The sequence below is a fragment of the Rhizobium sp. LARHSG275 genome (assembly GCF_052871115.1).
The window spans coordinates 25,613-50,861 of sequence record NZ_JBIXJN010000007.1 but is presented as its reverse complement, the minus strand read 5'-3'; the positions used below and the strand labels follow the sequence as shown (position 1 = coordinate 50,861).

At 60.8% G+C, this 25,249-nt stretch carries 25 protein-coding genes; 14 read left to right on the top strand and 11 right to left on the bottom strand.

The genetic code is table 11. The features are described from left to right. The first annotated feature begins 101 nt into the window (after nucleotides 1-101). The gene (locus ACIPSK_RS10655; RefSeq protein WP_162117738.1) at nucleotides 102-1,568 is read left to right on the top strand and encodes an FGGY family carbohydrate kinase; all 1,467 of its coding nucleotides are present in this window, start codon (nucleotides 102-104) and stop codon (nucleotides 1,566-1,568) included. Nucleotides 1,569-1,589: 21 nt separating this feature from the next. Then, entirely contained in the window at nucleotides 1,590-2,540 is a 951-nt protein-coding gene (locus tag ACIPSK_RS10650; RefSeq protein ID WP_162117739.1) for a sugar-binding transcriptional regulator, read from the top strand. Between the two features lie 21 nt (nucleotides 2,541-2,561). On the opposite strand, the gene ACIPSK_RS10645 is transcribed toward ACIPSK_RS10650, so the two are convergent. From ACIPSK_RS10645 to ACIPSK_RS10635, 3 genes are read right to left on the bottom strand one after another with little or no spacing between them, the layout of a single operon-like run. Next, a complete protein-coding gene (locus ACIPSK_RS10645) occupies nucleotides 2,562-3,314 on the bottom strand; it encodes an ABC transporter ATP-binding protein (RefSeq protein ID WP_162117740.1) in 753 nt (250 codons plus the stop codon). Next, nucleotides 3,308-4,378 carry a FecCD family ABC transporter permease gene (locus ACIPSK_RS10640; RefSeq protein WP_162117741.1) on the bottom strand — a complete coding sequence of 357 codons (1,071 nt, stop codon included), beginning with the start codon at nucleotides 4,376-4,378 and terminating at the stop codon, nucleotides 3,308-3,310. Before ACIPSK_RS10640 ends, ACIPSK_RS10645 begins: the two co-directional genes overlap by 7 nt. Nucleotides 4,379-4,384: 6 nt before the next feature. Then, complete coding sequence (locus ACIPSK_RS10635) at nucleotides 4,385-5,521, bottom strand: ABC transporter substrate-binding protein (RefSeq protein WP_162117742.1); 1,137 nt, start codon at nucleotides 5,519-5,521, stop codon at nucleotides 4,385-4,387. A 115-nt stretch (nucleotides 5,522-5,636) separates the two neighbouring features. Between ACIPSK_RS10635 and ACIPSK_RS10630 the strand changes: the two genes are divergently transcribed. Continuing rightward, the gene (locus ACIPSK_RS10630) at nucleotides 5,637-6,422 is read left to right on the top strand and encodes a class I SAM-dependent methyltransferase (RefSeq protein WP_162117743.1); all 786 of its coding nucleotides are present in this window, start codon (nucleotides 5,637-5,639) and stop codon (nucleotides 6,420-6,422) included. A gap of 191 nt (nucleotides 6,423-6,613) precedes the next feature. Here ACIPSK_RS10630 and moaA read toward each other — a convergent pair whose 3' ends face one another. Next, the gene (moaA, locus tag ACIPSK_RS10625) at nucleotides 6,614-7,660 is read right to left on the bottom strand and encodes a GTP 3',8-cyclase MoaA (protein ID WP_162117744.1); all 1,047 of its coding nucleotides are present in this window, start codon (nucleotides 7,658-7,660) and stop codon (nucleotides 6,614-6,616) included. 136 nt (nucleotides 7,661-7,796) lie between these two features. On the opposite strand from moaA, the gene ACIPSK_RS10620 reads away from it, so the two are divergent. After that, nucleotides 7,797-8,171, top strand: a complete 375-nt coding sequence (locus ACIPSK_RS10620; RefSeq protein ID WP_032985293.1) for a gamma-butyrobetaine hydroxylase-like domain-containing protein — start codon at nucleotides 7,797-7,799, stop codon at nucleotides 8,169-8,171. Nucleotides 8,172-8,230: 59 nt separating this feature from the next. Beyond that, a complete protein-coding gene (locus tag ACIPSK_RS10615; RefSeq protein WP_162117745.1) occupies nucleotides 8,231-9,421 on the top strand; it encodes a low temperature requirement protein A in 1,191 nt (396 codons plus the stop codon). Nucleotides 9,422-9,424: 3 nt separating this feature from the next. Here the strand turns inward: ACIPSK_RS10615 and ACIPSK_RS10610 are convergent, their stop codons facing one another. Then, nucleotides 9,425-9,892, bottom strand: a complete 468-nt coding sequence (locus ACIPSK_RS10610; RefSeq protein WP_162117746.1) for a MarR family winged helix-turn-helix transcriptional regulator — start codon at nucleotides 9,890-9,892, stop codon at nucleotides 9,425-9,427. A 47-nt stretch (nucleotides 9,893-9,939) separates the two neighbouring features. Here ACIPSK_RS10610 and ACIPSK_RS10605 point away from each other — a divergent pair, with 47 nt between their 5' ends. Both ACIPSK_RS10605 and ACIPSK_RS10600 read left to right on the top strand, forming a co-directional pair. Further along, nucleotides 9,940-10,920, top strand: coding sequence for an alpha/beta hydrolase (locus tag ACIPSK_RS10605; protein WP_162117747.1), 981 nt, complete (start codon nucleotides 9,940-9,942; stop codon nucleotides 10,918-10,920). A 37-nt stretch (nucleotides 10,921-10,957) separates the two neighbouring features. Then, nucleotides 10,958-11,569 carry a pyridoxamine 5'-phosphate oxidase family protein gene (locus ACIPSK_RS10600; protein ID WP_162117748.1) on the top strand — a complete coding sequence of 204 codons (612 nt, stop codon included), beginning with the start codon at nucleotides 10,958-10,960 and terminating at the stop codon, nucleotides 11,567-11,569. 63 nt (nucleotides 11,570-11,632) lie between these two features. On the opposite strand, the gene ACIPSK_RS10595 is transcribed toward ACIPSK_RS10600, so the two are convergent. From ACIPSK_RS10595 to ACIPSK_RS10585, 3 genes are all read right to left on the bottom strand, one after another. Further along, on the bottom strand, nucleotides 11,633-11,764 hold the full coding sequence (locus ACIPSK_RS10595; RefSeq protein ID WP_281410325.1) for a hypothetical protein: 132 nt from the start codon (nucleotides 11,762-11,764) through the stop codon (nucleotides 11,633-11,635). Nucleotides 11,765-11,900: 136 nt separating this feature from the next. After that, the gene (locus tag ACIPSK_RS10590) at nucleotides 11,901-12,968 is read right to left on the bottom strand and encodes a GGDEF domain-containing protein (RefSeq protein ID WP_162117749.1); all 1,068 of its coding nucleotides are present in this window, start codon (nucleotides 12,966-12,968) and stop codon (nucleotides 11,901-11,903) included. Nucleotides 12,969-13,314: 346 nt separating this feature from the next. Further along, nucleotides 13,315-14,922, bottom strand: a complete 1,608-nt coding sequence (locus tag ACIPSK_RS10585; RefSeq protein ID WP_162117750.1) for a fumarate hydratase — start codon at nucleotides 14,920-14,922, stop codon at nucleotides 13,315-13,317. A gap of 206 nt (nucleotides 14,923-15,128) precedes the next feature. Between ACIPSK_RS10585 and ACIPSK_RS10580 the strand changes: the two genes are divergently transcribed. After that, nucleotides 15,129-16,280: an acyltransferase family protein gene (locus ACIPSK_RS10580; RefSeq protein ID WP_246709786.1), complete on the top strand. Its 1,152-nt coding sequence runs from the start codon at nucleotides 15,129-15,131 to the stop codon at nucleotides 16,278-16,280. A gap of 226 nt (nucleotides 16,281-16,506) precedes the next feature. Here ACIPSK_RS10580 and fumC read toward each other — a convergent pair whose 3' ends face one another. Then, a complete protein-coding gene (fumC, locus tag ACIPSK_RS10575; protein WP_162117751.1) occupies nucleotides 16,507-17,898 on the bottom strand; it encodes a class II fumarate hydratase in 1,392 nt (463 codons plus the stop codon). Nucleotides 17,899-17,959: 61 nt separating this feature from the next. Between fumC and ACIPSK_RS10570 the strand changes: the two genes are divergently transcribed. After that, entirely contained in the window at nucleotides 17,960-18,226 is a 267-nt protein-coding gene (locus ACIPSK_RS10570) for a hypothetical protein (RefSeq protein WP_170281214.1), read from the top strand. Nucleotides 18,227-18,302: 76 nt separating this feature from the next. Further along, nucleotides 18,303-20,216 carry a L,D-transpeptidase family protein gene (locus ACIPSK_RS10565; RefSeq protein ID WP_162117752.1) on the top strand — a complete coding sequence of 638 codons (1,914 nt, stop codon included), beginning with the start codon at nucleotides 18,303-18,305 and terminating at the stop codon, nucleotides 20,214-20,216. Between the two features lie 302 nt (nucleotides 20,217-20,518). On the opposite strand, the gene ACIPSK_RS10560 is transcribed toward ACIPSK_RS10565, so the two are convergent. After that, nucleotides 20,519-21,235: an HAD family hydrolase gene (locus tag ACIPSK_RS10560; RefSeq protein ID WP_210254191.1), complete on the bottom strand. Its 717-nt coding sequence runs from the start codon at nucleotides 21,233-21,235 to the stop codon at nucleotides 20,519-20,521. 244 nt (nucleotides 21,236-21,479) lie between these two features. Between ACIPSK_RS10560 and rpiA the strand changes: the two genes are divergently transcribed. From rpiA to ACIPSK_RS10545, 3 genes are all read left to right on the top strand, one after another. Then, complete coding sequence (gene rpiA, locus ACIPSK_RS10555) at nucleotides 21,480-22,178, top strand: ribose-5-phosphate isomerase RpiA (protein ID WP_162117754.1); 699 nt, start codon at nucleotides 21,480-21,482, stop codon at nucleotides 22,176-22,178. A gap of 15 nt (nucleotides 22,179-22,193) precedes the next feature. After that, nucleotides 22,194-22,757, top strand: coding sequence for a DUF2059 domain-containing protein (locus ACIPSK_RS10550; protein ID WP_017964559.1), 564 nt, complete (start codon nucleotides 22,194-22,196; stop codon nucleotides 22,755-22,757). 94 nt (nucleotides 22,758-22,851) lie between these two features. After that, nucleotides 22,852-23,136: an acylphosphatase gene (locus ACIPSK_RS10545; RefSeq protein WP_162117755.1), complete on the top strand. Its 285-nt coding sequence runs from the start codon at nucleotides 22,852-22,854 to the stop codon at nucleotides 23,134-23,136. A 170-nt stretch (nucleotides 23,137-23,306) separates the two neighbouring features. Here the strand turns inward: ACIPSK_RS10545 and ACIPSK_RS10540 are convergent, their stop codons facing one another. After that, nucleotides 23,307-23,519 (bottom strand): hypothetical protein, encoded by a 213-nt coding sequence (locus tag ACIPSK_RS10540; protein WP_026154177.1) that lies wholly within the window; start codon nucleotides 23,517-23,519, stop codon nucleotides 23,307-23,309. Nucleotides 23,520-23,706: 187 nt separating this feature from the next. Between ACIPSK_RS10540 and gor the strand changes: the two genes are divergently transcribed. Then, nucleotides 23,707-25,092 (top strand): glutathione-disulfide reductase, encoded by a 1,386-nt coding sequence (gene gor / locus ACIPSK_RS10535; RefSeq protein ID WP_162117756.1) that lies wholly within the window; start codon nucleotides 23,707-23,709, stop codon nucleotides 25,090-25,092. The last annotated feature ends 157 nt before the right edge of the window (nucleotides 25,093-25,249 follow it).

Sequence of the window (25,249 nt, the reverse complement as noted above, 5' to 3'; positions counted from 1 at the left end):
ATGCAATTCCGGACGGAAAACCGCTTGGCACTTTTCCTGGAATTGCTCTAGCCGGGACGCTTTTTGTCGCCTCGGCCGCCACCTGATCTGGGGAGGATAGAATGCGGGCAATTCTGGCAATCGACCAGGGTACGACCAATTCAAAGGCAGTTCTGGTTTCCGAAAACGGAGAAATCGTCGGCAGAGGTTCGGCTGCTGTCGGCATTTCCTATCCGAAGCCTGGTTGGGTCGAACAAGACCCACGCAGGCTCTACGCATCGGTCCGCGAAGCGATCGACGCCTGCCTGAAGGCCAGTCCCGATGTGGCTATCGAGGCGGTGGCCATTTCCAACCAGCGCGAATCTGTCACTGCCTGGGACGCCAAAACGGGAGACGCGCTTGGACCGGTGGTAAGCTGGCAGTGCCGTCGTACGGCACAGGATTGCGAGCGTCTCATTGCCGAAGGCCACCTTGACCGTGTGCAGGCGCTCACAGGCCTGCCATTGGATCCGATGTTTCCGGGTTCGAAATTCCGATGGCTGCTCGACCGTATTCCGGCCGGGCGATCGGTGCGGCTGGGAACGGTCGACAGTTGGCTCGTCCACTGCCTGACCGGCGGGCGTCGGCATGTTTGCGATGCTTCCAATGCCGCCAGGAGCCAGTTGTTCGATCTCCAGGAGCAGAGATGGAGCGATGAACTTGGCGAGATCTTCGGCGTCGATATCGCGCTCTTGCCCAAGGTGCTCGACAGTTCTGCCGATTTCGGCCGAACGCAAGGATTGCCTGGGGTGCCGGATGGCACTCCGATCATGGCGGCGATCGGAGACAGCCACGCAGCCCTGTTCGGTCATGGAGCATTCAAGCCGGGCGACGGAAAGGTGACCTTTGGAACCGGCTCTTCGGTCATGACGACGCTGCCGCGATTCATTCCCCCACGCAACGGCGTCACAACCACCGTCGCATGGCGTATCGAGGGAAGGCCGACTTTCGCTTTCGAAGGCAATATTCTCGTCTGCGCCGCCAGTCTTCCCTGGATGGCGGAGATTCTCGGCTTGGCGGATGTGGCGGCCCTTGTCGAACTTGCGGCGAGCGCTGAGCCGGGCGGACCTGGCTTCGTGCCGGCATTCGTGGGACTGGGCGCACCCTATTGGAAGTCCGACGCCCGTGCTCTGTTCTCCCAGATCAACTTCAATACGACACGTGCGCAAATGGCTCGGTCGGTCACAGACTCCATCGCTTTTCAGGTGCATGACGTGATCGCGGCCATGCGGGCACAGAGCGGCGGCGCGCTTGGCGCGCTCTATGTGGATGGCGGACCGAGCCAGAACCGCTTTCTGATGCAGTGTGTCTCGGACCTCATCGAACATCCGGTGATCCAATGCGAAGCACCCGAGGCGTCAGCTTTGGGCGCTGCTTACCTGGCGGGGCTTTCGCTCGGCTTGTGGAGCAATCTCCAGACCGTCGCGGAGTTGCCGCGAAACACTCAAATCATTGAGCCGCAACCCGTGGATCGCGCGGTGCTTCTCGATACCTGGAATGATGCGCTTGCCCGCTCGACGGTCCGCGAAACAAAGGCTAAAGGTGAATAAAAATTCACTCTGGGAATAGCGATGACTCGCCTTAACGAACTCCGTCTGATTTCAAGGGTCGCCCAGATGTACCATATGGAGGGACGGCGACAGGCGGAGATCGCACAGCACCTTCGCCTGTCGCAGGCGACGGTGTCGCGGATGCTCAAGCGTGCAGAGGCTGAAGATATCGTGCGAACCAGCGTGATCCCTCCCGCCGGCACCTACAGCGAGCTCGAGGGCGCGCTTCGCGAGAAATACGATCTGCCGGAGGCGATCGTCGTAGAGTGCACGGAAGATCGGGACGGAGCGATCATGGCCCGTATCGGCGAGGCAGCGGCTCATCTCTTGGAGGTGACACTTGCGCCGGGGGAGATCATCGGCGTTTCGAGTTGGAGCCAGACCATTTTCAAGATGGTCGAGAACATTCACCCTCAGAAGAGCGCTCAGGCGAAATACGTCGTCCAGACCCTTGGAGGCATGGGTGATCCTTCGGTGCAGACGCATGCGACGCAGCTTACCACGCGGCTTGCACGGCTGACCGGCGCCGAGCCGAAACTGCTCCCCGTGCAGGGCGTTACGTCATCCAGAGAGGCAAAGCTTTTGATGCAGGCCGACCCGTTCGTCCGCGAGACGATAGACCTGTTCGGCAGCATAACGCTTGCGATCGTCGGAATCGGAGCCGTCGAACCGTCGGAACTGCTCGCACGGTCCGGCAACATCTTTTCGTCTCGCGAACTGTCTGATCTCGCGGAAGCGGGAGCCGTCGGCGATATCTCTCTTCGCTTCTTCGATAAAAACGGCAAGCCGGTCAAGACGCCGCTGGACGACCGGGTCATAGGCCTTCCACTTGAAGATCTCGAACGAGTGGACCGGGTCATTGCTCTTGCCGGCGGGTCCAAAAAGACCGACGCTATCGCAGGGGCGCTCCGCGTGGGGGTGATCGACATGCTTGTTACGGACAAGTTTACCGCACAGCGATTGACCAACTGATAAGGCAGACGGTTACCAGCCTCAATGCGCCGTCCCATCCACGATCACATGATCGTATTCCATCGAGCATTTCTCGACCCGGGCCTCGACCCTGTAGATCTCGCGCAGCATCTCGGCGGTGACGACATCCCTTGGGGTGCCGCAGGCGTGCATGCGACCGTTGGCGATGACGAGGACCTTGTCGGCAAAGCGCAGCGCCTGGTTAAGATCGTGAATTGCGATAAGCACGATCATGCCCTTGGCGCGGGCCTGTCGGCGCATGAAGTCGAGGACCTCGACCTGGCGGTGGAGGTCGAGCGCGCTTGTGGGTTCGTCCATCAGCATGATCTCGGGTTCGCGGACCAGCGCCTGGGCGATCGAGACGAGCTGGCGCTGACCGCCGGAGAGCGCGCCGAGATCGCGGAAGGCGATGGCTGACATATCGAGCGCCTTCATGACCTCGTCGATGAAACACAGGTCGCTGTCGCTGACGGCCCAGGACTGACCCTGCTTGCGGGCGAGCAGGATGGATTCATAGACCGTCAGCACCGCGTTGGCCGAAGTATCCTGCGGCATGTAGCTGATGGCGTTTTTCGTTTTCGAGCCTTCGACGACGACATGGCCCGGCCCTTTGAGCAGACCGGTGATGCGCTTGAAGAGCGTCGATTTGCCGGCAGCGTTCGGGCCGATCACCGCGACGACCTCGCCCGATGTCATCATTGGCGTCGTCACGTCTTCGACGAAGAGCTTGCGGCCGTGATAGGCGCCGACCGATTGCAACTGAAGCGCTACCATGACCGGCTCCTGTTCGAGAGGATGAGCGAGAAGAAAAAGGGCACGCCGACCAGTGCGGTGATGATGCCGATCGGGAAGACGACACCGGGGATGATCGACTTGGAGACGATCGAGGTCAGCGACAGAAGCAGGGCGCCCGACAGCATCGAGCCCGGCAGGAAAAAGCGCTGATCCTCGCCGAGGATCATGCGTGATATATGCGGCCCGACCAGGCCGACGAAACCGATGGTGCCGACGAAGCTGACGGGGACTGCGGCAAGCAGCGAGACCACCAGCATGGTCTGCAGCCGGATGCGGCGGACATTGACGCCGAAGCTTGCGGCCTTGTCCTCGCCAAGCCGGATCGCCGTCAGCGCCCAGGCATTGCGAGCAAAGAGCGGCAGGGCGATCAACAGAACGGCGAGCGTCACCCAGATCTTCGGCCACGTGGCCTTGGTGAGGCTGCCCATCGTCCAGAAGACGACGGCCGACAGCGCCTGTTCGGAGGCGAGATATTGCAGGAAGGCGAGGGCCGCATTGAAGGTGAAAACGAGGGCAATGCCGAGCAGCACCACCGTCTGCACCGAGACGCCGCGGGCCTGCGAGACGAAATGGATGAAGAGCGTGGCGATCAGCGCCATGATGAAGGCATTGACCGGCACGAGCAGGCCGGCGGCCACCGGCAGAAGCGGAACGCTGGTGACGATCGCCAGAGCCGCGCCAAAGCTTGCCGCCGCCGAAATGCCAAGCGTGAAGGGGCTGGCGAGCGGATTGGCGAGGATCGTCTGCATCTGCGCGCCGGCGACGGAGAGCGACGCGCCCACCACGATCGCCATCACCGCAACCGGCATGCGGATGCCCCAGACGACAGCCCGCACCTGATCCGAAACGGAGGAGGGGTCGAGAAGAGCGGAGACGACCTCGGCAAGACTATAGCGGGCCGGGCCCCAGGCGAGATCGACGGCAACGGACAGGCAGAGTGCTGTCGTCATGGTGGCGAGGATCAGCAGCTTGCGCCGGGCGAGGGCGCGGTAGCGCTTCCTCCCAGCTTCGGCTTCGATCGATAGTGCGGCGATCTCTGCCATTTCGGATTACTGACCCGCCTTGGCGTCGACCCAGTAACCCGGCTGGTAGGCGACCGGCAGGAATTTTTCGTGGAATTCCTTGAAGGTGGCATCCGGATCGAGATCAGCAAAGAGGTTCGGATGGAACCACTTGGCCAGTTGCTGGACGGCGACGAACTGGTAGGGGCTGGTATAGAACTGGTGCCAGATCGCATGGACATTGCCGCCAGCAACCGCCCTGGAGTCGGTGAAAGCAGGGTTTTCCATCAGCGTGTTCAGCGACTTGCGGCTGTCGTCAAAGGTGGCGACGGCATTCGGGCCGACATTCACAAAGTCCTTGGCATTCTTGGTCTGGCTCCAGTTGGAGCCGGTGACGACGATGACATCAGGATTAGAGGCGACAACCTGCTCGGCATTGATCGAGCCGGTATAGCCCGGCAGGAAATCGGAGCCGAGATTGCGGCCGCCAGCCCAATCGACCATCAGGCCGAAATTGTCGGGACCGAAGGTGCCGCAGCATTCGACGAGGCCTGCGGCGCGATACATAAACACATTTGGCTTCGGCGGATTGGCCGCCTTCAGTCTGTCGGTGACGCGGGCCATCTGCTCTTTCCAGAAGCTGGCGACGGCTTCGGCGCGGCCCTCATGGCCGAAGATCTGGCCGAGGATCTTCAGGCTCGGCTCGGTGTTGGCGAGAATGTGCTCGCGGAAATCGATATAGACGATCTTCACGCCGATGCCGCTGAGCATCTCCTCGAGCTTCACCTCGTCGGCCGCCGTCTTGTTGCCGATCGGCAGCAGCAGCACATCGGGATGCAGCTTGACGACCGTCTCGGTCTGCAGCGTGCCGTCCGTCAGATTGCCGAGGAAGGGCAGGTCCTTGCCCTTGGGGAACTTCTCGACATAGGCGTTGAAACCGTCCTTGTCGGTGGTCCAGAGATCGTTGCGCCAGCCGACGATCTTGGCGAAGGGATCTTCCTTCTCGATGGGTGCTACGGCATAGAGCATGCGACCTTCCCCTAGGATCACACGCTCGACCGGCTTGTCGAAGGTCACTTCGCGGCCCGCGACATCCTTGACCGTGAAGGATTGCGCCCAGGCCGAAAGCGGCATCAAGCCGGCAATCGCAGCTGCGGAAACTGCGAGCATTTTCACGAAATTCATCTGGAAATTCCCCTGACGTCTGAATAATGTCCGCAGGCATAAGAAATATGACTTTGTGAATCAAGTTATATGTTTTAGAGCATTTCCAAACTGATCCGATGCCGGGGTGCCTCAGATGAAATCGATGAACACGAACTACTCCATCCGCGACGAAATCCGCGACTTTTGGTCGGAACGGGCGGCAACCTTCGACCAGAGCGTCGGCCATGAAATCTTTTCGGAAGCGGAGCGGAAGGGTTGGCAGCGGCTGATCCGAAAACATCTGGGCGAGGGCCAAGGGCGCGCTGCCCTCGATCTCGCTTGCGGCACCGCCGTCATCTCACATCTGATGCATGGTGCCGGCTTTGCGGTCACCGGCCTTGACTGGTCGGATGCGATGCTGGCGCAGGCACGCGCCAAGGCGAAGAAGCGCGGCACCGATATCCGCTTCGTCGCCGGCGACGCCGAAAACACCATGGAGCCCAAGGACAGCTACGACGTGATCACCAACCGCCATCTCGTGTGGACGCTGGTGGACCCGGCTTCGGCGTTTAAGGAATGGTTCTCGGTATTGAAGCCGGGCGGCAAGGTGCTGATCCTCGACGGCAATATGGGTAAGGAAACCTGGGTCAAGGGCCTGCAGAAGCTCTGGACGAAGGTGACCGGCAAGCCGCCGGCGAGCCACATGTCGTCGGAGATGATGGCGCGGCACCAGAAGATCCGCTCACGCGTGCATTTCTCCAGCCAGATGCCGGCCGAAGCAGTCGTCGATCTTTTGCGCCAAGCCGGTTTTACGGATATCGTCATCGACCGCAAACTCGTCGACATCCATTGGGCGCAGGCGCGCAAGATGCCGTTCCTGCGCGGACTGGAGCGCATGGTGCAGGACCGGTTTGCGATTTGTGCGCGTAAGCCTTGGTGATGGGGATGCGGGTTGGCTCCCTCTTCTCCCCAGCGGGGAGAAGATGCCCGTCAGGGCAGATGAGGGGGTGAGCGACGATAGGAGCGAATGCGCTGAGCGTAAGCGAAGGGCAATGAATGGCGTGCCGTGTGGCCCCCTCATCCGACCCTTCGGGCCACCTTCTCCCCGCAGGGGAGAAGAGGGAGCGAGTATCACCCCCCGGTGACACTCATATGCCTGGCCACTGCCGGGCGATTGTGTGTCCGGTCGATGATGAAGTCGTGGCCTTTGGGTTTGCGGGTGATGGCCTCGTCGATGGCGGCGTGGAGGAGGGCGTCGTCTTCGGTGGCGCGGAGTGCGGCGCGGAGATCGGCGGCGTCGTTCTGGCCGAGGCACATATAGAGCGTGCCGGTGCAGGTGAGGCGGACGCGGTTGCAGCTTTCGCAGAAATTATGGGTCATCGGGGTGATGAAGCCGAGGCGGCCGCCGGTTTCTTCGACCCTGACGTAACGCGCCGGGCCGCCGGTCTGGTAATTGATGTCCGTAAGGGTGAACTGCTCTTCGAGATCGGCGCGCAGCTTTGATAGCGGTAGATACTGGTCGGTGCGGTCTTCTTCGATCTCGCCCATCGGCATGGTTTCGATGACGGTCAGATCCATGCCGCGGCCATGGGCGAAGCGCAGCAGCTCCGGCATCTCGGCATCGTTGAAATCCTTCAGTGCCACGGCGTTGAGCTTGATCTTCAACCCTGCCTTTTGAGCCGCGTCGACGCCTTCCATGACCTTGGCGAAATCACCCCAGCGGGTGATCTTGCGGAACTTGTCGGGGTCGAGCGTATCCAGCGAGACGTTGATCCGGCGCACGCCGCAATCATAGAGCTCCTCGGCATGGCGCGAAAGCTGTGAGCCGTTGGTGGTCAGCGTCAATTCGTCGAGGCCGGCACCGATCTTCTGGCCGAGCTGGCGAACCAGATACATGATGTTCTTGCGCACCAGCGGCTCGCCGCCGGTCAGCCTGATCTTGCTGACACCTTTGGCGATGAAGGCGGAACAGAGCCGGTCGAGTTCTTCCAGCGTCAATAGATCCTTCTTTGGCAGGAAGGTCATATTCTCCGCCATGCAATAGGTGCAGCGGAAATCGCAGCGGTCGGTGACGGAGACACGGAGATAGGTGACCGCCCGCCCGAAGGGGTCGATCATCGGGTGCGCACCTGCCACCAGCGGCGATGCATTACCTACCGTTCCAACTCTGGTGTTCACCTGTATCTCCGTACTCTCATCAATGTGGGCATATGCTATTGTCGCGTCAAGGGAAACAGCCCGAGCGAGCATGCCAATTTCAGCTTGCGCCGAAAAAGATCAGCGCCTACTCCTCGCATGAGAAGAGGACAAAATGATGAGCGATATCTGGCCGACCGAACTTCGCGTCTCGAAAGACCGGCAGCGGCTGGTGGTAACCTTCGATGACGGTCAGAGCTTCGACCTGTCGGCGGAGCTCTTGCGCGTTCTGTCGCCCTCGGCCGAGGTGCAGGGCCATGGGCCAGGACAGAAGGTGACGGTGCCGGGCAAACGCAATGTCGCGATCATCTCGATGATGCCGACCGGCAATTACGCGGTCCGCATCGGCTTCGACGACATGCACGATACCGGCATCTACACCTGGACCTATCTGCGCGAACTCGGCGAGCGGGGCGATGAGCTGTTTTCCGCTTACGAGGACGAACTCCGCGAAAAAGGCATGAACCGCGACACGGCGGAAAAGCCGCGCTGATGCTCACCTGAGCGCCGCTACACTTTCAATCCACGCATAATCCAGCCATCGGGGGCCATATGGCGAAGACGAACGGAAAGAACTGGCTCCGCGCCAAGGGCAGCGCCAGCGGCAGCAAGGTGACCTTCCTCGAACTGTTCTTCGACCTGGTCTTCGTCTTTTCGATCTCGCAGCTCTCGCATGCGCTCGCCGCCCACTACACGCCGCTCGGTGCCGCCGAAGCGGCGCTGATGACCTTTGCCGTCTGGTGGGTGTGGATCTTCACGGCCTGGGTGACGAACTGGCTCGATCCGGACAAAATGCCGGTACGCGGCATGCTGGTGGCGCTGATGATGCTCGGGCTGCTGCTGTCTGCCTCCATCCCCGAGGCCTTCGGCGACAAGGGGCTGTTGTTTGCCGGCGCCTATGTGGCGATGCAGGTCGGGCGCTCGCTGTTTACCACCTACGCGATGACACGCGTCGACCGCCCCAACACGCTGAATTTTGTCCGTATCAGTACTTGGCTCGTGGTTGCCGGGGTCTTCTGGATTGCCGGCGGGCTGCTCGAGCATGAAGCCCGGCTGATCGCCTGGGTGATTGCGCTGGCGATCGAATATGCCGGGCCGGCCGCGGGCTTTGCCGTGCCGGGGCTCGGGCGCTCGACGGCGCGGGACTGGGATGTTTCCGGCGCGCATATGGCCGAACGCTGCGCGCTCTTCGTCATCATCTGCCTCGGCGAGGCGATCCTCGTTTCCGGCCGCACCTTTTCGGAGCTGCCGTTTTCGGGGCTGACCAACGTCGTCTTCGTCACCGGCTTCGTCGGCACGGTCGCCATGTGGTGGCTCTATTTCCGCTTCGGTCACGGGCGCGCCGCCCATCGCATCGAGCATGAAGAGACGCCGGGCAGCTTGGCGCGGCTGGCCTTTACCTATGGGCATATCCCGATTCTGGCCGGCATCATCGTCCATGCAGTGGCGGTCGAGTTCATGTTCTCGCATCCGCATGAAACCGGCAATCTCGGTATCGCCGCGGCCGTGCTCGGCGGCTCCGGCCTGTTCCTGATCGGCAATCTCTGGTTCAAGGGCGCGACCAGCGGCCAGCTGCCGCTATCGCATCTTGCCGGCCTGGTCCTTCTGATCCTGCTCGCCTTCGCCGCACCCTTCATCGAGGTCTATCTGATGGGCATCCTGGCGACGCTGGTGCTGATTATCGTCGCCGCTTGGGAATATCGCTCGCTGACCGGTACGGCGGCGGCGCCGACGCTGCATTGAACATCAGTCCTCGTCACGCAGATCTTTCAGCAGCAGGGTGATGATGCGCTCCATCGAATCGGCGGTCGCCATGCATTGTTCTATCGGTTCGTCCGATAGCACGCGGTCGATGAGGCCGGTCTGGATGGCCATGGCTTCCTCACTCAGCTTTCGACCGTCCGGCGTCAAATAGAGGCGCAGCACGCGCTTGTCGCGCTCGTCATCGCGGCGGAGGATCAGGCCACGCTTCTCCATCTGCGGCAGCAGCATGCTCATATTGGAGCGGCCGACCAGCAGCTTGCGCGCCAGCTCCTGCTGGGAGATGCCCTCGAAACGATAGAGATTGACCAGGATATCGAGGTGCGGCGGCTTGATGTCGAGATCGGCAAGCGAGCGGGCAAGAGATTGTTGCATCAGCTGGCAGGCGCGAGCCACCGCGATCCAGCTGCGAAAACGCGGATGATCCCAGGGAAGGGATTGATTTTTGTTCATCGTTGTACTTTATTGTTCAGTGTTGAACAGTCTTTTGGAATCCCACTATGGCAAACTTTGCGCTTGACGTCACCCGCCTCGGGTTTTCGGCTCTGCAGGCGATTTCGCCCGATCTGGCAGGCAGAGCGGCGTTCCGGCTGTTCTGCCGGACGCCATCGGCAAAGCCGAAGGGAGCAAAGGCGAAGGCAGCGCATGCGGCGGGTGCTGCCCGGCTTTCCGGCGCCGAACGCTTCACCCTCAGGCTTGTCGGCGGGCGCCAAGCGCATGCCTACCGGCTGAACGGCGGAGCGAGAGGCAAGCGCAAGCGCTATCTGGTGACCCATGGCTGGGGATCGAGCGCGGCATATATGGCCGAACTCGTCTCGATGCTTGCGGCAACGGGCGCGGAGGTCGTGGCACTCGATTTTCCCGGCCACGGCCGTTCCGGCGGGCGCTTCCTGCATATGGGGCTCGCGGTCGAGACGATCGCGGCGGCCGAGGAGCGCTTCGGCGCCTTCGATGCGACGATCGGTCATTCCTTCGGCGGCGCGGCGCTCATGGTCTCGGCAGCGGAGCTGCTGCCTCGCGTGGCGCCTGTCAGCGGTGAGCGCCTGGTGCTGATCGGTGCGCCGAGCGAGATGGGTTGGCTGTTTACCGACTTCGGCCGGATGGTCGGTCTTCGCTCTGCGGCGCAAGCGGCACTGGAGAACGAGGTCCATCGCGCCACCGGACGGAGGCTTGAAGACTTCGACGCCGGCGAAGCGGCGGGCGAGATCGGCCGCCCAGTGCTCGTCATCCATGCCGAGGACGACAAGGAGGTGTCGCCTCTCCATGCCAGGCGCTATGGCGCGGCGGGAAGGGGCGTTCGGCTGTTCTGGGCGAACGGCTTCGGCCACCGGCGCATCGTCGGCGCCGCGCCGGTTCTTGCCGCGATCGCGGCGTTTCTCGACGGCGATCGGGAAGCTGGTGAAGCGCCTGATGAAAACATCAAAAATGATGCGGAGATCATTCCGTTTTTTGAGCTTCCGGCAAGGCGCGCGGCATTGTAGCGTCCGTCGCGAAGATCAAGCCGCGGCGGGACGCCTCATGAAAATCATCAGCAGCATCGAAGAGCTCAATACGATCTATGGCGCCGGACTTTCGCCGGCCTCCGTCACCAAGGTGACGAAGCAATTGACCCCGCTCTATCGGGAGATGATCGCAATCTCGCCGTTCGCGGCGCTTGCGACCGTCGGGCCGGAAGGGCTCGATTGTTCGCCGCGCGGCGATCTTGGCGGCGTTGTGCGCGTCGCCGACGACGAGACGCTGCATTTGCCGGATTGGCGCGGCAACAACCGGGTCGATTCGCTCTCCAACATTGTGCGCGATCCGAGACTGGCGCTGATGTTCCTGATCCCCGGCTCGAACACGACGATGCGCATCAACGGCCGCGGCGTCGTCTCCGATGATGATGCGCTGCTTTCAAGTTTCGAGATGGACGGCAAACATCCGCGCACCGTCGTCGTGATTTCGATCGACGAGGTCTATTTCCAATGCGCGCGCGCCGTGATGCGGGCCGAGCTCTGGAATACCGAGCACTTCGCCGATCCGGCGAAGCTGCCGACGCCCGGGCAGATGCTGAAGGCTGCGACCGGCGATTTCGACCAGGAAACCTACGACCGGGAATGGCCGGGGCGGGCGGCAAAGACGATGTGGTAGAAAGCGTGCCGGTGGCTGCCGGCTTTTTACTCGGCGTCGCGGTGAACTCGTCCGTTTTCTCCCTCACGGATGAGCGAGGAATACGGCGCCGCCGCCCCAGCGGGGAGAAGTGCCGAGCGATAGCGAGGCGATGAGGGGGTGAGCGGCAAAGCCGCGAATGCGCTGAGCGCAAGCGAAGGCAACAATGAAGGGCATGCCGTGTGGCCCCCTCATCCGACCCTGCGGGCCACCTTCTCCCCGAGGGGAGAAGAGGGAGCAAGCCGCGCGAACTGGACAGCATCCCGCCGCCATTACCTTGCGGTGACAGTGTGCGTGCGGCGCTGGATCGCCGTCAGGTCTTGTAGATCAGCCAGCTCTTGGTGAAATCTTTCTGCATGCCATCCTGATAGAGGATGGTGCAGTTGCGGCCGGCATTCTTGGCGCCGTAAAGGGCGATGTCGGTCTTGCTGTAGAGTTCGCCGGCATCCTCGGCATTGGAGGCCATGCAGATGCCGATCGAGACGGTGACCGGACCGTAATTCACCCGCGTGCGGGAATTCTTGAAGGGCGTCGTCTCCAGTGTGCGACGAATGCGCTCGGCGATCGCGGTGACTTCCTCGGGCGTATTGCCATCGACAATGAGGGCGAATTCCTCGCCGCCGGTGCGGGCGACGAAGACGTCGCGGCGGACATTGCTGCGGATCACGGAGGCGACGGTGGCGAGCACCTTGTCGCCGACGGGATGCCCGTAGGTGTCGTTGATCTTCTTGAAATTGTCGATGTCGCAGAGCAGCAGCGCCGTCACCGGTCGCATGCTCGAATTGTCGAAGATGGCGGCGAGGCGGTCGTCGAAGGCGCGGCGGTTGGAAAGCCGCGTCAGCGAGTCGGTGTTGGCGATGCGCTTGTATTCGTCGAGTTCCTTGCGGACTTGATCCATCTCGTGCGAGCGCTGGACGACGTCCTCAACGGTACGTTCGCCATGCGCCATGGTGTCACCGGTCGCCTGGCTCAGGAGATCGATGGCGTTTTCGATCAGTTCGACGCTGGCATTGCTCTTGGAGGTGATGCGCTTGTGGGTTTCGCCGAGCAGCCTGGTATAGCTTTCGAGCGAGCTCTGCTCCTGCCTCAGGATCCGCAGCAGGCCGTCGAGTTCGCCTGATATGCGCGTATGGGCATCGTCGAAGACGCGGGCCGGGCTGTGGGTGAAGTACTGCGCGCCGAGAGCATCGAGTTCGGCCTGGCTCACCTGGCCGCCGAGGGCCGCGAGTTCGCGGGTGAGAGCTGGATTGGAGCCGATATAGGCCTCGTAGAAGAGTTCGTAATTGCGCGGTATCGGCGCAACGCCCATGGAGCGCATGGCATAGGTGATCTGACCCGCAACGTCGGGAATTTGCACCTTGGGCGCGACAGCCGTATTCATCCGGCGAACTCCTCATATATTCAAAGGCAATATTCTATTTGTTAGCTTAAATTTCTTGGGAAAAGATTAAAGCGATATATACCAAAGATTACATGCGATAAATGCCGCATGGGGAAATACTTCGATCAGGCCTATGATTCTCCACGGAAAAACGTCTCTTTATCGAGACAGTGCATACTCGTTGAGCGGGAGCGGTGTCTGAAAAACTTACAGTTCTTCTGTGCCGGAGAGCGTATTCATCTTGTCGACAGTTGGTTTTGGTCGCTTCGTATTGCAGCGGCGCAGAACATAAGCGCGTCGGATAAGGCGTCGGCTCGGTAAAGCAGGCGGCAACGCAGCCCGCCATTTACCCCAAATTCAGGTCCTGGAAAAAATCATTGCCCTTGTCGTCGATGACGATAAAGGCAGGGAAGTCTTCGACGTCGATCTTCCAGACGGCTTCCATGCCGAGCTCGGGATATTCGAACACTTCGACCTTGCGGATACAGTCCTGGGCAAGACGGGCGGCGGGGCCGCCGATCGAGCCGAGATAGAAGCCGCCATGTTTCTTGCAGGCCTCGCGCACGGCGCGCGAACGGTTGCCCTTGGCGAGCATTACCATCGAGCCGCCGAAGGACTGGAACTGGTCGACGTAGCTGTCCATGCGCCCGGCCGTCGTCGGGCCGAAGGAGCCGGAGGCGTAACCGGCCGGCGTCTTGGCGGGACCGGCATAATAGACCGGGTGGTTCTTCAGGTAATCCGGCATGCCTTCGCCCTTTTCCAGCCGCTCGCGGATCTTGGCATGAGCGAGGTCGCGGGCAACGATGATGGTGCCCGATAGCGACAGGCGCGTCTTGACGGGATGCCTGGAGAGCTCGGCGAGCACCTCGGCCATCGGCCGGTTGAGATCAATGCGCACCGTCGATTCCGACAGTTTGGCCTCATCGATCTCGGGCATGTATTTCGACGGGTCGGTTTCGAGCTGCTCGACGAAGATGCCGTCGCGGGTGATGCGGCCCTTGGCCTGACGGTCGGCGGAACAGGAGACTCCGAGGCCGATCGGCAGCGAGGCGCCGTGGCGGGGCAGGCGGATGACGCGCACGTCATGGCAGAAATACTTGCCGCCGAACTGGGCACCGACGCCCATCTGCTGCGTCAGCTTGTGGATTTCCTTCTCCATCTCGATGTCACGGAAGGCGTGGCCGCTCTCGGACCCTTCGGTCGGCAGCTCGTCGAGATAGCGGGTGGAGGCGAGCTTGACCGTTTTCAGGTTCATCTCGGCCGAGGTGCCGCCGATGACGATCGCGAGATGATAGGGCGGACAGGCCGCCGTCCCTAACGTCAGGATCTTCTCCTTGAGGAAGTCGATCATCCGGTCGTGCGTCAAGAGCGAGGGCGTGCCCTGGTAGAGAAAGGTCTTGTTGGCCGAGCCACCGCCTTTGGCGACGAAGAGGAATTCATAGGCGTCGGTGCCTTCCTCGTAGATGTCGATCTGGGCAGGCAGGTTGTTCCTGGTATTCTTCTCCTCGAACATTTTGACCGGCGCGAGCTGCGAGTAACGCAGGTTCTTCTTCTCATAGGCATCCATGACGCCGCGGGCGAGCGCTGCCGTATCCTCGCCTTCGGTCCACACCCTGCGGCCCTTCTTGCCCATGATGATCGCGGTGCCGGTGTCCTGGCACATGGGCAGCACGCCGCCAGCTGATATATTGGCGTTCTTCAGCAGGTCGTAGGCGACGAAACGGTCATTGTCCGTGGCCTCGGGGTCGTCAAGGATCGAGGCAAGCTGCTTCAGATGGCCGGGGCGCAGCAGGTGGTTGATATCGGCAAAGGCGGTTTCGGCAAGCAGGCGGATGCCTTCCGGCTCGACGGTCAGGATCTCCTGGCCTTTGAACGTATCGACCGAGACATGGTCGCCACTGATCTTGCGATAGGGGGTGGCATCCTTGCCGAGGGGGAAGAGATCGTCAGCCATCGAAGTGACCTTTCTGGTGGGGCGTCGCTAGATTGGAACCGGTCTAAATCCGCTGCGGAGCAAAAGCAATCGGGATGCGGGCTCGGGCGATTTCGGCGTCGCGGTAAGGGACGTGCCCTGCTGACCCTCGGACGCACTATATCGCGTCCTCGCAAGACCGGTTTGCGCGACAAGGATCAACTCTACGCCGTGTCCGGATATACCTCATGGTCGGCAGCAAAGCCTTGCCGCCTTTGATAGCGCACAGGGTTTTTCTTAAAAACTTAATTGAATTTGCAAATCCCTCGTGCAATGTTGCGGTGCACACAAGCGAGGTGGTTATGGTTTATTCCATACAGTATCTGCGAGCCATCGCAGCAATCGCCGTGACATTCTTTCATGTTGCGTTCATTTTTGGTTGGGATTTCGTTCCCATGGCGGCCGGAGTTGATCTGTTTTTTACAATCAGCGGCTTCATCATGTGGACCATATCGGATGCAAGGCCCACGACGTCCCTGCGATTCATCAAAAACCGTGTTCAGCGCGTTCTGCCCATTTACTGGATCTGCACGATTCTATTTTTGGTTGCGGCCACTGCCTCACCCAAGAACTACGACCATCTCACTTTCAATACCGTAGATATTATCCGGTCGTTGCTGTTTATTCCCTATTACGACAGCACCGGAATTGTTCAGCCAGTTCTCGTTCCGGGTTGGACACTGAATTTCGAGATGTTCTTTTATACGGCGTTTTGTCTTGCGCTGTTTTTGAAAGGACAGACTGCGCGTCTCCTGGCGATAGCGGGCTTTCTGATCGCTTGTGTTACGATCGGACTATTCACGCCAATGACTCCTTACTCCATCGTGTACGCCTCTCCGCTTCTGTTGGAGTTTCTAGCCGGCATTCTAATCGCGTTCGTTATGTGTAAGGCAGATATCAAATCGCCGACGCTGGCGGCAGCGTTGATTGTGGTGGGGCTCGCGGGTCTTGTCGCGTCTTCTGTCCTCGACAAGCCAACCGGCTTCATTCGGCTTCTTGCCTGGGGTGTGCCTTCGGCGTTTATTGTTTCAGGCGCCTTGATTGCAGAACGCGCGGCACTTGTCCCGAAGATCAAACGGTTGAAGATATTAGGTGACGCCTCTTATTCCCTCTATCTCACTCATATGATTACGATTGGCATCGCGAAGCTTGCAATCTATCTCATCGGCGCCGAGCGCTGGGCCGCGCCGCTTTCCGTGCGTATCTCATTGCTTATCGCGACGACAATATTCTGCGTCCTTGTTGGATTGGCTTTCTACTTCGCCGTTGAGAAGAAAATCGCGCAGTTCCTAAAAGCGCCGAGGAGAAGAAAGGTTGCGGCATATACGCCCGCCGAATAGGGTTTGAGGTGCGCATCGTGATAACGGCGAGATCTCAGGTTCCGGGCGATGCCGGCATTATTGGTTGGAATTGGAACCGATTGGCCATTCGTCCAGAGATTGACGCGGAGCGCGAAGGGAAATGAATGGTGTGCCGTGCGCGCCCACATCCGACCCTTCGGGCCACCTTCTCCCCGATGGGGAGAAGGTGGGAGCAAGATGAGGGGCATACGGCCCCATGGCCTTCTTATTTCGGCCCGATCATCGTCTCAGGCCGGACGATCGCGTCATATTCTTCCGACGTCACCAGGCCGCTGGCGAGGGCTTCTTCCTTCAGCGTCGTGCCGTTCTTGTGCGCTGTCTTGGCGATCTTGGCGGCTGCGTCGTAGCCGATCTTCGGGGCAAGTGCGGTCACCAGCATCAGCGAGCGTTCGAGGCCGGCCTTGATATTCTCTTCGCGTGCCTCGATGCCGACCACGCAATTGTCGGTGAAGGAGACGGCGGCGTCGGCGAGCAACTGCACCGACTGCAGGAAATTATAGGCCATCATCGGATTGTAGACGTTGAGCTCGAAATGGCCCTGGCTGTCAGCGAAGGTCAGCGCCGCGTTGTTGCCGAAGATATGGATGCAGACCTGCGTCAGCGCCTCACACTGGGTCGGATTGACCTTGCCGGGCATGATCGAGGAGCCGGGCTCGTTTTCCGGCAAGGCCAACTCGCCGAGGCCGGCGCGCGGGCCGGAACCGAGCAGGCGGATATCGTTGGCGATCTTGAAGAGGGCGGCAGCAGCCGCATTGATGGCGCCATGGGAAAAGACCATGCTGTCATGCGAGGCGAGCGCCTCGAACTTGTTCGGCGCGGTGACAAAGGGCATGCCTGTGATGGCAGCGATCTCTTCGGCGACCTTTTCGGCAAAACCGACCGGCGCGTTGAGGCCGGTGCCAACGGCAGTGCCGCCTTGGGCGAGTTCGCAGAGGTCGGGCAGGGTCATTTCGATGCGCTTGATGGCGGAGCCGACCTGAGCGGCATATCCCGAAAATTCCTGGCCGAGCGTCAACGGCGTCGCATCCTGGGTGTGGGTGCGGCCGATCTTGATGATGTGGCTGAACTCGGTGACCTTCATGTCGAGGGCGGCATGCAGGTGCTTCAGGGCTGGCAGCAGGTGATGGGCGATCTGCTCGGCGCAGGCGATGTGCATGGCCGTCGGATAGGTGTCGTTCGACGACTGGCTCATATTGACGTGGTCGTTCGGATGCACCGGCTTCTTGGAACCCATGACGCCGCCAAGCATTTCTATTGCACGATTGGAGATTACTTCGTTGGCATTCATATTGGACTGTGTGCCCGAACCGGTCTGCCAGACGACCAGCGGAAAGTGGTCGTTCAGCTTGCCGTCGATCACCTCCTGGGCGGCGTCGCCGATCGCTTTGCCGAGGGCAGGATCGAGTTGGCCGAGCGACATGTTGGCGCGGGCGGCTGCCTGTTTGACGATGCCGAGCGCACGCACGATCGACAGCGGCTGCTTTTCCCAGCCAATCTTGAAATTGCCGAGCGAACGCTCGGCCTGGGCGCCCCAATATCGGTCGGCCGCGACGTCAATCGGGCCAAAAGTATCGGTTTCAGTGCGGGTTGCGGTCATCGGCCTTGCCTTCCCTTTGGCTGCTGTTTTCGGGCATTTCCGAAAGATGAGGTCTTATAGGTTGGAAAGCCCGGTAAGAAAACTGCACGTCGTGCAAAATATTGAAAGCGGAAGTCATGTTTGCCCTGGCCTCGCGGCGTGCTTTTTCGGCCACTTTGGATATTTTATGCGCCGCGGCGTTTTTGCTGCACTGGTCTGCCGGGATAAATTCGGTAAAAAATTAACTAATAATTTCATAATTTTGTGTGAACTGCTGCGCGGCGCCGTGCAGGATCTCCGTCACATAGAATTGAGTCCGCCGGCGCTGGCGGCGCAGGCCGGTTTCTGATCAATGAGCCGGACGTTGCTTGAGTTTCGCGGGATTTGAGCTGAGAACAGCATGACACCGGGACTGGAATATATATATGACCTTCGTTTTTAAAAGCGCGGTATCCGCGTTGACAATTTCCTGCGGCGTGGCTGTGATGAGCGCCGCTCCCGCGCATGCTTACACACTGATGGATATGCTGCGCGGCGACAGGCAGCGGACCCAGAGCACCATCTTCATGGACCAAATGCCGCCCGGCCGTGTAGGCCAGCGCGGCGGCATCGGCGGATCGCTCGGCGGGCTCGACCCTGAGGCGCCGCTGCCGAAGGTGAGCGGTCCGCGTTATTATACCTACAAAACCGAGACGCTGCAGTTCGTCGATACGGGCAAGTTCGCCGATCCCGTCGTCACCGGCGCAGTCGCCGATGTTTCGGGCAGCGGCGATTCCAGCGCCGAACCCGCCGTACAGCGCCGCTTCCTGGCGCAGGCCAAGGTGCGCGCCAATGCCGACGTCGCAAAGGCCCTCGAAGCCTATTACGGCGACAGCCGCAATCCGCTCGTCTGGGTCGAGGGCAACCGGATCAACGACCGCGCCAAGTCGGCGATGTCAGTTCTTGCCGATGCGGCCGTCGTCGGCCTCGACCCAGAAGATTACGCCGTCCAGGCTCCTGATATCGACCCGGCCAATCCCGATCCCGCCTTCCGCGACCGGGCGCTGACACAGTTCGAACTCGAACTCTCCGCCAAAGTGCTTGCCTTTGTGCAGGATACGGTGCGCGGGCGGATCGATCCGAACAAGATCTCCGGCTATCACGACTTCCAGCGCAAGGTGGTCAATCTGGCCCCGGTGCTGAAGCTTGCCCGCATGAGCCCCGATGTCGGTGCCTACATCGCCAGTCGCTCTCCTGATAGCCCGCAGTTCCTGGCGCTCAAGGCGGAGCTTGCAAAGCTTCGCGCCATCGATGGCGGCAATGAGGAGCGAATCGTCGTTTCGCTGGACAATTTGCTGAGGCCTGGCGACAGCTCGCCCGAGATTGCCAATATCGTCAAGGCGATCGGCAAGCACGGCTCCGAAACGTTGAGGACCGATCATGCGGCAACGCTTGCTGCTTACGCAGGCAGCAGCGACTATTCGCCTGATATCGTTTCGCTGGTCGAGGACTTCCAGAAGGAGCGCGGGCTGAAGCCCGATGGCGTTATCGGCCAGGCGACCGTGCGCGCCATGACCGGCGGCGACAGCAATGCCTCGAAGATCGACAAGCTCGTCGTCGCCATGGAGCAGGCGCGCTGGCTGCCGGAAGATCTTGGTTCCCGCTACGTCATGATCAACCAGCCCGCCTACATGGTCTACTACCACAATGACGGCAAGGAACAGCTGTCGATGCGCGTGGTGGTCGGCGGCAAGAACAACCAGACCTATTTCTTCGACGACGAGATCGAGACGGTGGAATTCAACCCTTTCTGGGGCGTGCCGCAGTCGATCATCATCAACGAGATGCTGCCGAAGCTGCGCTCGGATCCGAATTATCTCGACCAACTCGGTTATGAAGTCGAGGTGAACGGCCATGCCGTCGCCTCTTCAAGCGTCGACTGGTACGGCTCGACCGATAACGTCTCGGTGCGCCAGCCGCCGAGCAGCGACAATGCGCTCGGCGAACTCAAGATCCTGTTCCCGAACAGCCACGCGATCTACATGCACGACACGCCGTCGAAGAGCTTCTTCAAGCGCGACATGCGGGCGCTGAGCCACGGTTGCGTGCGCCTTGCCGATCCGCGTGCGATGGCGGCTGCCGTGCTCAGCACGACGGTCGACGATGTCGCCAAGCAGATCGCCAGCGGGCAGAACCATGCGGTGCGCGTGCCGCAGAAGATCCCGGTCTACGTCTCCTACTTCACGGCTTGGCCGAATAAGGACGGCGTGGTGGAATATTTCGACGACGTCTACGGCCGCGACGCTTATGTCGACAAGGCCTTTGACGCGACGACGAAGGCGCGTGGGGCGCAGATCTGAAATCAGCTCTGATGATTGATGCTGGCGGGCGGCCTTGGGGCCGCTCGTTTTGTTTTGGGGTATCGGCGTGTAAGAAATAAGAGGAGAGGACGTGCCGTGTGGCCCGCTCATCTGCCTGCCGGCATCTTCTCCCCGCCGGGGAGAAGCGAAATCTTAGCGGCGTCTCGCCCTTCCTGAAAGCGCCATTTGTGGAAACGAGCGAAAGCAGCTTGTTCTCCCTCTTCTCCCCAGTGGGGAGAAGGTGGCCCAAAGGGTCAGATGAGGGGCCGCGATCGCAAAGACATATGGTTGATCGCCAAGCCTCAGACGGCAACCTTCTCGGCGTATTCCCGTAACAGCCTTTCCACCAGTTCCGATGTCAGCTCATCGAAATGGGTGATGATAACATCCGGATCGAGGCTCGAAACCGGCACGTCGGAATAACCGAACGGCACGGCAATCGAGGGCACGCCGGCATTCTTGGCCACGGCGATGTCGTTGATGCTGTCGCCAATCATCACCGTGCGCGCGATGTCGCCACCGGCGCGTTCGATGGTGCCAGTGAGGTGGCGGGCGTCGGGCTTGCGCACGGGAAAGGTGTCGCCGCCTGATATCGCGTCGAAATATTGGGTGAGGTCGAGCTTTTCGAGCAGGCCGAGCGCCAGGCTCTCCATCTTGTTGGTGCAGACGGCGAGGCGGTAACCCTTTGATTTCAGCCGGTCCATCGCGGCGACCAGGCCCGGATAGGGCTCGGTGCGGCCGGGCATGTTGCCGGCATAATGGGCGATGAAGCGCTCCATCAGTGCCGGCAGGGCGTCGCCTTCAAGCGGATGGCCGCGCAGCCGGCAGGCGCGCTCTATCATCACGCGCGCGCCCTGGCCGACGAGATGGGTGAGGTCGTCGTAGCTGACCGGTTCGAGGTCAAGGGCCGAGATCGTATGGTTCAGGCTCTCGACCAGGTCCACATGGGTATCGAGGAGGGTGCCGTCGAGATCGAAGACGACAAGCGCTGGGGGAGCGGGGGCAGGGGTCAAGGGCATGTCTCTTTGAGCGATGGTCGGCTTGAGGAGCGATGGATCGTCCTGGGGAACAATGGATCGTCCCTGGGAACGATGGATCGTCCCTGGGTAGGCGATCGCGCGGCGGAAAGCAACGTCCGGCGATGGCTGGGAAGGCCGCAGGCCTCTGTTTCGGCTTTTCATTTTCCGTGATGATTTTGACTTTCGTTTGCCAGGCGAGCCGTGTAAACAGCACATCCAACGCAATATCAGGAGCTGGCGGCGCATGGATGCCCGCGAAATGAAGATCAAGGCCGCCGAGGCCGCACTCGCCCATGTCGAAAGCGGGATGCGTCTCGGAATCGGCACCGGCAGCACGGCGGAAGAATTCGTTCGCCTGCTGGCGGAGAAGGTCGCGGGCGGCTTCAGGGTCGAAGGCGTCCCGACGTCCGAACGAACCGCGCGACTCTGCGTCGAACTCGGCGTGCCGCTGAAGTCGCTCGACGAACTGCCGGCGCTCGACCTGACGATCGATGGCGCCGACGAGGTCGATACGGGGCTCAGGCTGATCAAGGGCGGCGGCGGTGCGCTGCTGCGCGAAAAGATCGTCGCGGCCGCCTCCGAGCGAATGATCGTCATTGCCGACGAGAGCAAGCTTGTGGAAATGCTCGGCGCCTTCGCGCTGCCGATTGAGGTCAATCCGTTCGGGCTCGTCTCGACGCGCATCGCGATCGAAAAGGTCGCGGCCCGGCTCGGCCTCTCGGGTGAACTTAATCTGCGCCAGTCGGGTGACGGAGAGTTTACCACGGATGGCGGCCATCACATCATCGATGCATCTTTTGGCCGCATTCCTGATGCAGAGGCGCTTTCGAGCGAGCTGAATTCCATACCCGGCGTCGTCGAACACGGGCTCTTTATCAATATGGCGGCACTTGCGATCATTGCCGGTCCTGCGGGTGTGCGTACACTGCAGGCAAACAGATAACAGGAGCATATACTCATGATGAACATTGCAGGTCTTGGCCGTCTCGCCGCTGCGACCGTCGTTCTTTCCGGGCTTGCCTTCGGCTCCGCCGTTAAGGCGCAGGAAGTCTCCGAGGAGCAGTTGAAGGCGTCTCGCGCGGCGATCGACGCCATTGGCGCCACTGCCCAATTCGACAATATCCTGCCCGGTCTCGCCGAGCGCCTGAAGGCCGGCCTTATCCAGGATTCGCCGAATTACCAGGACATCATTTCGTCGACGGTCGACGCGCAGGCGCTGGCGCTGGCGCCGCGCCGCGGCGATCTGGAGAAGGAGGCTGCACTCACCTATGCCAAGACCTTCACCGTCGATGAGCTGAAGGCGATCGCTGACTTCTATAATTCCGACGTCGGCAAGAAGCTGCTGCGCGACGGTCCGGTCGCTTCGCGCGAGACGGCGAAGGCTGCCGACATCTGGGCGCAGGGCATTTCCCGCGACCTGGAAAAGCAGAGCAACGCCGAGCTTTCCAAGGTCATCAAGGCGCCGCCGCCGGCAACCGACAGCCCCGCCGCTCCGGCTCCCGCACCGGCTGCCCAGCAGTAAGGCTTGCCCATCAAATTTGCGAAAGCCCGGCATTGTCCGGGCTTTTTTGCTATGATGCGGCAAATGCTGCCGGCGAGGTTTCAGGTGATTGCAGATGTCCGATCATGACAAGACTGTCCGAGTGCGGATATCCGGCAAGGTCCAGGGTGTCGGTTTTCGCTATTGGACACGCGATGAGGCGGTACGGCTCGGTTTGACCGGCTGGGTTCGCAATGAAGAGGACGGCGCTGTCGTCGCTGTGATCGCAGGATCCGACAGCGCCATCTCGACGATGATCGAGCGTTTCAGGCGCGGGCCTTCGGGGGCGTCGGTTTCGGGCGTCGAGACGGGAGCAGCCCAGCTTGAAAAGATCCCGACGGATTTCCGCATTACCCGCTGACAGCAACAATCGCTAGAGCATGATGCCGAAAAGTGTGTGCGGTTTTCGGACGACATCGTGCTCTACTTCTTTGATGTAGATCAGGATACAGATTTCAGGCCGATCGGGCCTAAAATCATCCCGATCTAGGCATATGCAATTGGCATCGGATGTGCGCCGGAACTCAGTCCCTAGGCGTTCGGGTTCTTTGCAAGTTGCCACACACCCTCCTCATCCGGCTCCACGCGCTTGTTGCCGCGGTAGAAGATCGGCAGTCTCGTCTTCTTGTCGATCGAGAAACGGCTCGGCGTGTATTTTTCGTCCTCATGGCCCTGAATGGCAAGGCCAAGCGCTTCCTTGAATTTGCCAGCCCTGCACAGGTTGGCGAAGAGAGTTTGATCCATTTTTTGCTCCGGCATTCTTTTCCATCCCATGGATTGCCTGCCAGCCTTCGGCGACCGGTCAATCGCAGCCGTTTACAACGAAGATTCGGCGATGGGAACGGGATGACGCAGGAGCGGGCTTTTGTTTTCGTGATGATCGCCCCTATATCAGGGACATCCTTCCTACGATTCCCTTCCGGAGCTCCTCATGTCTTCCTACGACTACGACCTCTTCGTCATCGGCGGCGGCTCCGGAGGCGTGCGCGGCGCGCGTGTCGCCGCCTCGCTCGGCAAGAAGGTGGCGATCGCCGAAGAATACCGCTACGGCGGCACCTGCGTGATCCGTGGCTGCGTGCCGAAGAAGCTCTTCGTCTACGCCTCGCAGTTCCATGAGCATTTCGAGGATGCAGCGGGCTTCGGCTGGACGGTCGGCCAAAGCAGCTTCGACTGGAAGAAGCTGGTGGCAGCCAAGGATGTTGAAATCGCCCGTCTGGAAGGCCTCTACAAGAAAGGTCTCGCCGGCGCCAATGCCGAAATTCTGGAAACGCGCGCAGAGCTCGTCGATGCCCATACGATCCGGCTGCTGAAGACTGGACAGACGGTGACGGCCAAGACGATCGTGATCGCCACCGGCGGACGGCCGAACCCGCATGCAGCCCTTCCCGGTCACGAACTCTGCATCTCCTCCAATGAGGCCTTTCATCTCGAAGAGCTGCCGAAATCGATCGTCATCGCCGGCGGCGGCTATATTGCCGTCGAATTCGCCAATATTTTCCATGGCCTCGGCGTCGAGACGATGCTGATCTATCGCGGCGCCGAGATCCTGTCGCGCTTCGACGAGGATCTGAGACGCGGGCTGCACGAGGCTATGGTCGCCAAGGGCATCCGCATCCTCTGCCACGACACGCTGCAGAAGGTTTCGAAGGGTGAGGACGGGCTCATTCTGGAGACGCTGAACAACGGCACGCTGCAGGCCGGCGTCGTCATGCTGGCGCTCGGGCGCGATCCGAACACCGAAGGCCTCGGCCTCGAGGCGGCCGGCGTCGCCGTCAACGAACGCGGCGCCGTTATTGTCGATGAATATTCCCGCACCAATGTCGAAAACATCTATGCGCTCGGCGACGTCACCAACCGGGTACAGCTGACGCCAGTGGCGATCCACGAGGCGATGTGCTTCATCGAGACCGAATACAAGAACAATCCGACCCGGCCGGACTACGAGCTGATCCCGACCGCCGTCTTCTCGCAGCCGGAGATCGGCACTGTCGGCCTCTCGGAAGAAGATGCAGGCAAACGTTACGGCGAACTCGAGGTTTACCGCGCCCAGTTCCGGCCGCTGAAGGCAACGCTTTCCGGCCGGGCCGAGCGGATGATTATGAAGCTGATCGTCGATGCGGCGAGCCGCAAGGTGGTGGGCGCCCATATCCTCGGCCACGACGCCGGCGAGATGGCGCAGTTGCTCGGCATCACGCTGAAGGCCGGCTGCACTAAAGACGATTTCGACCATACCATGGCGCTGCATCCGACCGCCGCCGAAGAGCTCGTGACCATGTATGCGCCGAGCTATCGGATCCGCGACGGCAAGCGGCTTTGACTCGCGGCGGGCTTTAGCTCTTTGTTTTATGCATGTCGTTGACCCGAAACAGCAGCACACTTCCGGCGACATGCATTAGGTGCGCCGTGCGTCCTTTCGAACGCACAAAGGACGCTCTAACTTTCTGAATCTACGCATCGGCCCGAAAATCGATTTC

Excerpts from the sequence above, each read along its gene's own strand:
- ACIPSK_RS10655 (WP_162117738.1), top strand. The coding sequence starts at position 102 with ATGCGGGCAATTCTGGCAATCGACCAGGGTACGACCAATTCAAAGGCA.
- ACIPSK_RS10650 (WP_162117739.1), top strand. The coding sequence starts at position 1,590 with ATGACTCGCCTTAACGAACTCCGTCTGATTTCAAGGGTCGCCCAGATG.
- ACIPSK_RS10645 (WP_162117740.1), bottom strand. The coding sequence starts at position 3,314 with ATGGTAGCGCTTCAGTTGCAATCGGTCGGCGCCTATCACGGCCGCAAG.
- ACIPSK_RS10640 (WP_162117741.1), bottom strand. The coding sequence starts at position 4,378 with ATGGCAGAGATCGCCGCACTATCGATCGAAGCCGAAGCTGGGAGGAAG.
- ACIPSK_RS10635 (WP_162117742.1), bottom strand. The coding sequence starts at position 5,521 with ATGAATTTCGTGAAAATGCTCGCAGTTTCCGCAGCTGCGATTGCCGGC.
- ACIPSK_RS10630 (WP_162117743.1), top strand. The coding sequence starts at position 5,637 with ATGAAATCGATGAACACGAACTACTCCATCCGCGACGAAATCCGCGAC.
- ACIPSK_RS10620 (WP_032985293.1), top strand. The coding sequence starts at position 7,797 with ATGAGCGATATCTGGCCGACCGAACTTCGCGTCTCGAAAGACCGGCAG.
- ACIPSK_RS10615 (WP_162117745.1), top strand. The coding sequence starts at position 8,231 with ATGGCGAAGACGAACGGAAAGAACTGGCTCCGCGCCAAGGGCAGCGCC.
- ACIPSK_RS10610 (WP_162117746.1), bottom strand. The coding sequence starts at position 9,892 with ATGAACAAAAATCAATCCCTTCCCTGGGATCATCCGCGTTTTCGCAGC.
- ACIPSK_RS10605 (WP_162117747.1), top strand. The coding sequence starts at position 9,940 with ATGGCAAACTTTGCGCTTGACGTCACCCGCCTCGGGTTTTCGGCTCTG.
- ACIPSK_RS10600 (WP_162117748.1), top strand. The coding sequence starts at position 10,958 with ATGAAAATCATCAGCAGCATCGAAGAGCTCAATACGATCTATGGCGCC.
- ACIPSK_RS10595 (WP_281410325.1), bottom strand. The coding sequence starts at position 11,764 with ATGCCCTTCATTGTTGCCTTCGCTTGCGCTCAGCGCATTCGCGGCTTT.
- ACIPSK_RS10590 (WP_162117749.1), bottom strand. The coding sequence starts at position 12,968 with ATGAATACGGCTGTCGCGCCCAAGGTGCAAATTCCCGACGTTGCGGGT.
- ACIPSK_RS10585 (WP_162117750.1), bottom strand. The coding sequence starts at position 14,922 with ATGGCTGACGATCTCTTCCCCCTCGGCAAGGATGCCACCCCCTATCGC.
- ACIPSK_RS10580 (WP_246709786.1), top strand. The coding sequence starts at position 15,129 with ATGGTCGGCAGCAAAGCCTTGCCGCCTTTGATAGCGCACAGGGTTTTT.
- fumC (WP_162117751.1), bottom strand. The coding sequence starts at position 17,898 with ATGACCGCAACCCGCACTGAAACCGATACTTTTGGCCCGATTGACGTC.
- ACIPSK_RS10565 (WP_162117752.1), top strand. The coding sequence starts at position 18,303 with ATGACCTTCGTTTTTAAAAGCGCGGTATCCGCGTTGACAATTTCCTGC.
- ACIPSK_RS10560 (WP_210254191.1), bottom strand. The coding sequence starts at position 21,235 with ATGCCCTTGACCCCTGCCCCCGCTCCCCCAGCGCTTGTCGTCTTCGAT.
- rpiA (WP_162117754.1), top strand. The coding sequence starts at position 21,480 with ATGGATGCCCGCGAAATGAAGATCAAGGCCGCCGAGGCCGCACTCGCC.
- ACIPSK_RS10550 (WP_017964559.1), top strand. The coding sequence starts at position 22,194 with ATGATGAACATTGCAGGTCTTGGCCGTCTCGCCGCTGCGACCGTCGTT.
- ACIPSK_RS10545 (WP_162117755.1), top strand. The coding sequence starts at position 22,852 with ATGTCCGATCATGACAAGACTGTCCGAGTGCGGATATCCGGCAAGGTC.
- ACIPSK_RS10540 (WP_026154177.1), bottom strand. The coding sequence starts at position 23,519 with ATGGATCAAACTCTCTTCGCCAACCTGTGCAGGGCTGGCAAATTCAAG.
- gor (WP_162117756.1), top strand. The coding sequence starts at position 23,707 with ATGTCTTCCTACGACTACGACCTCTTCGTCATCGGCGGCGGCTCCGGA.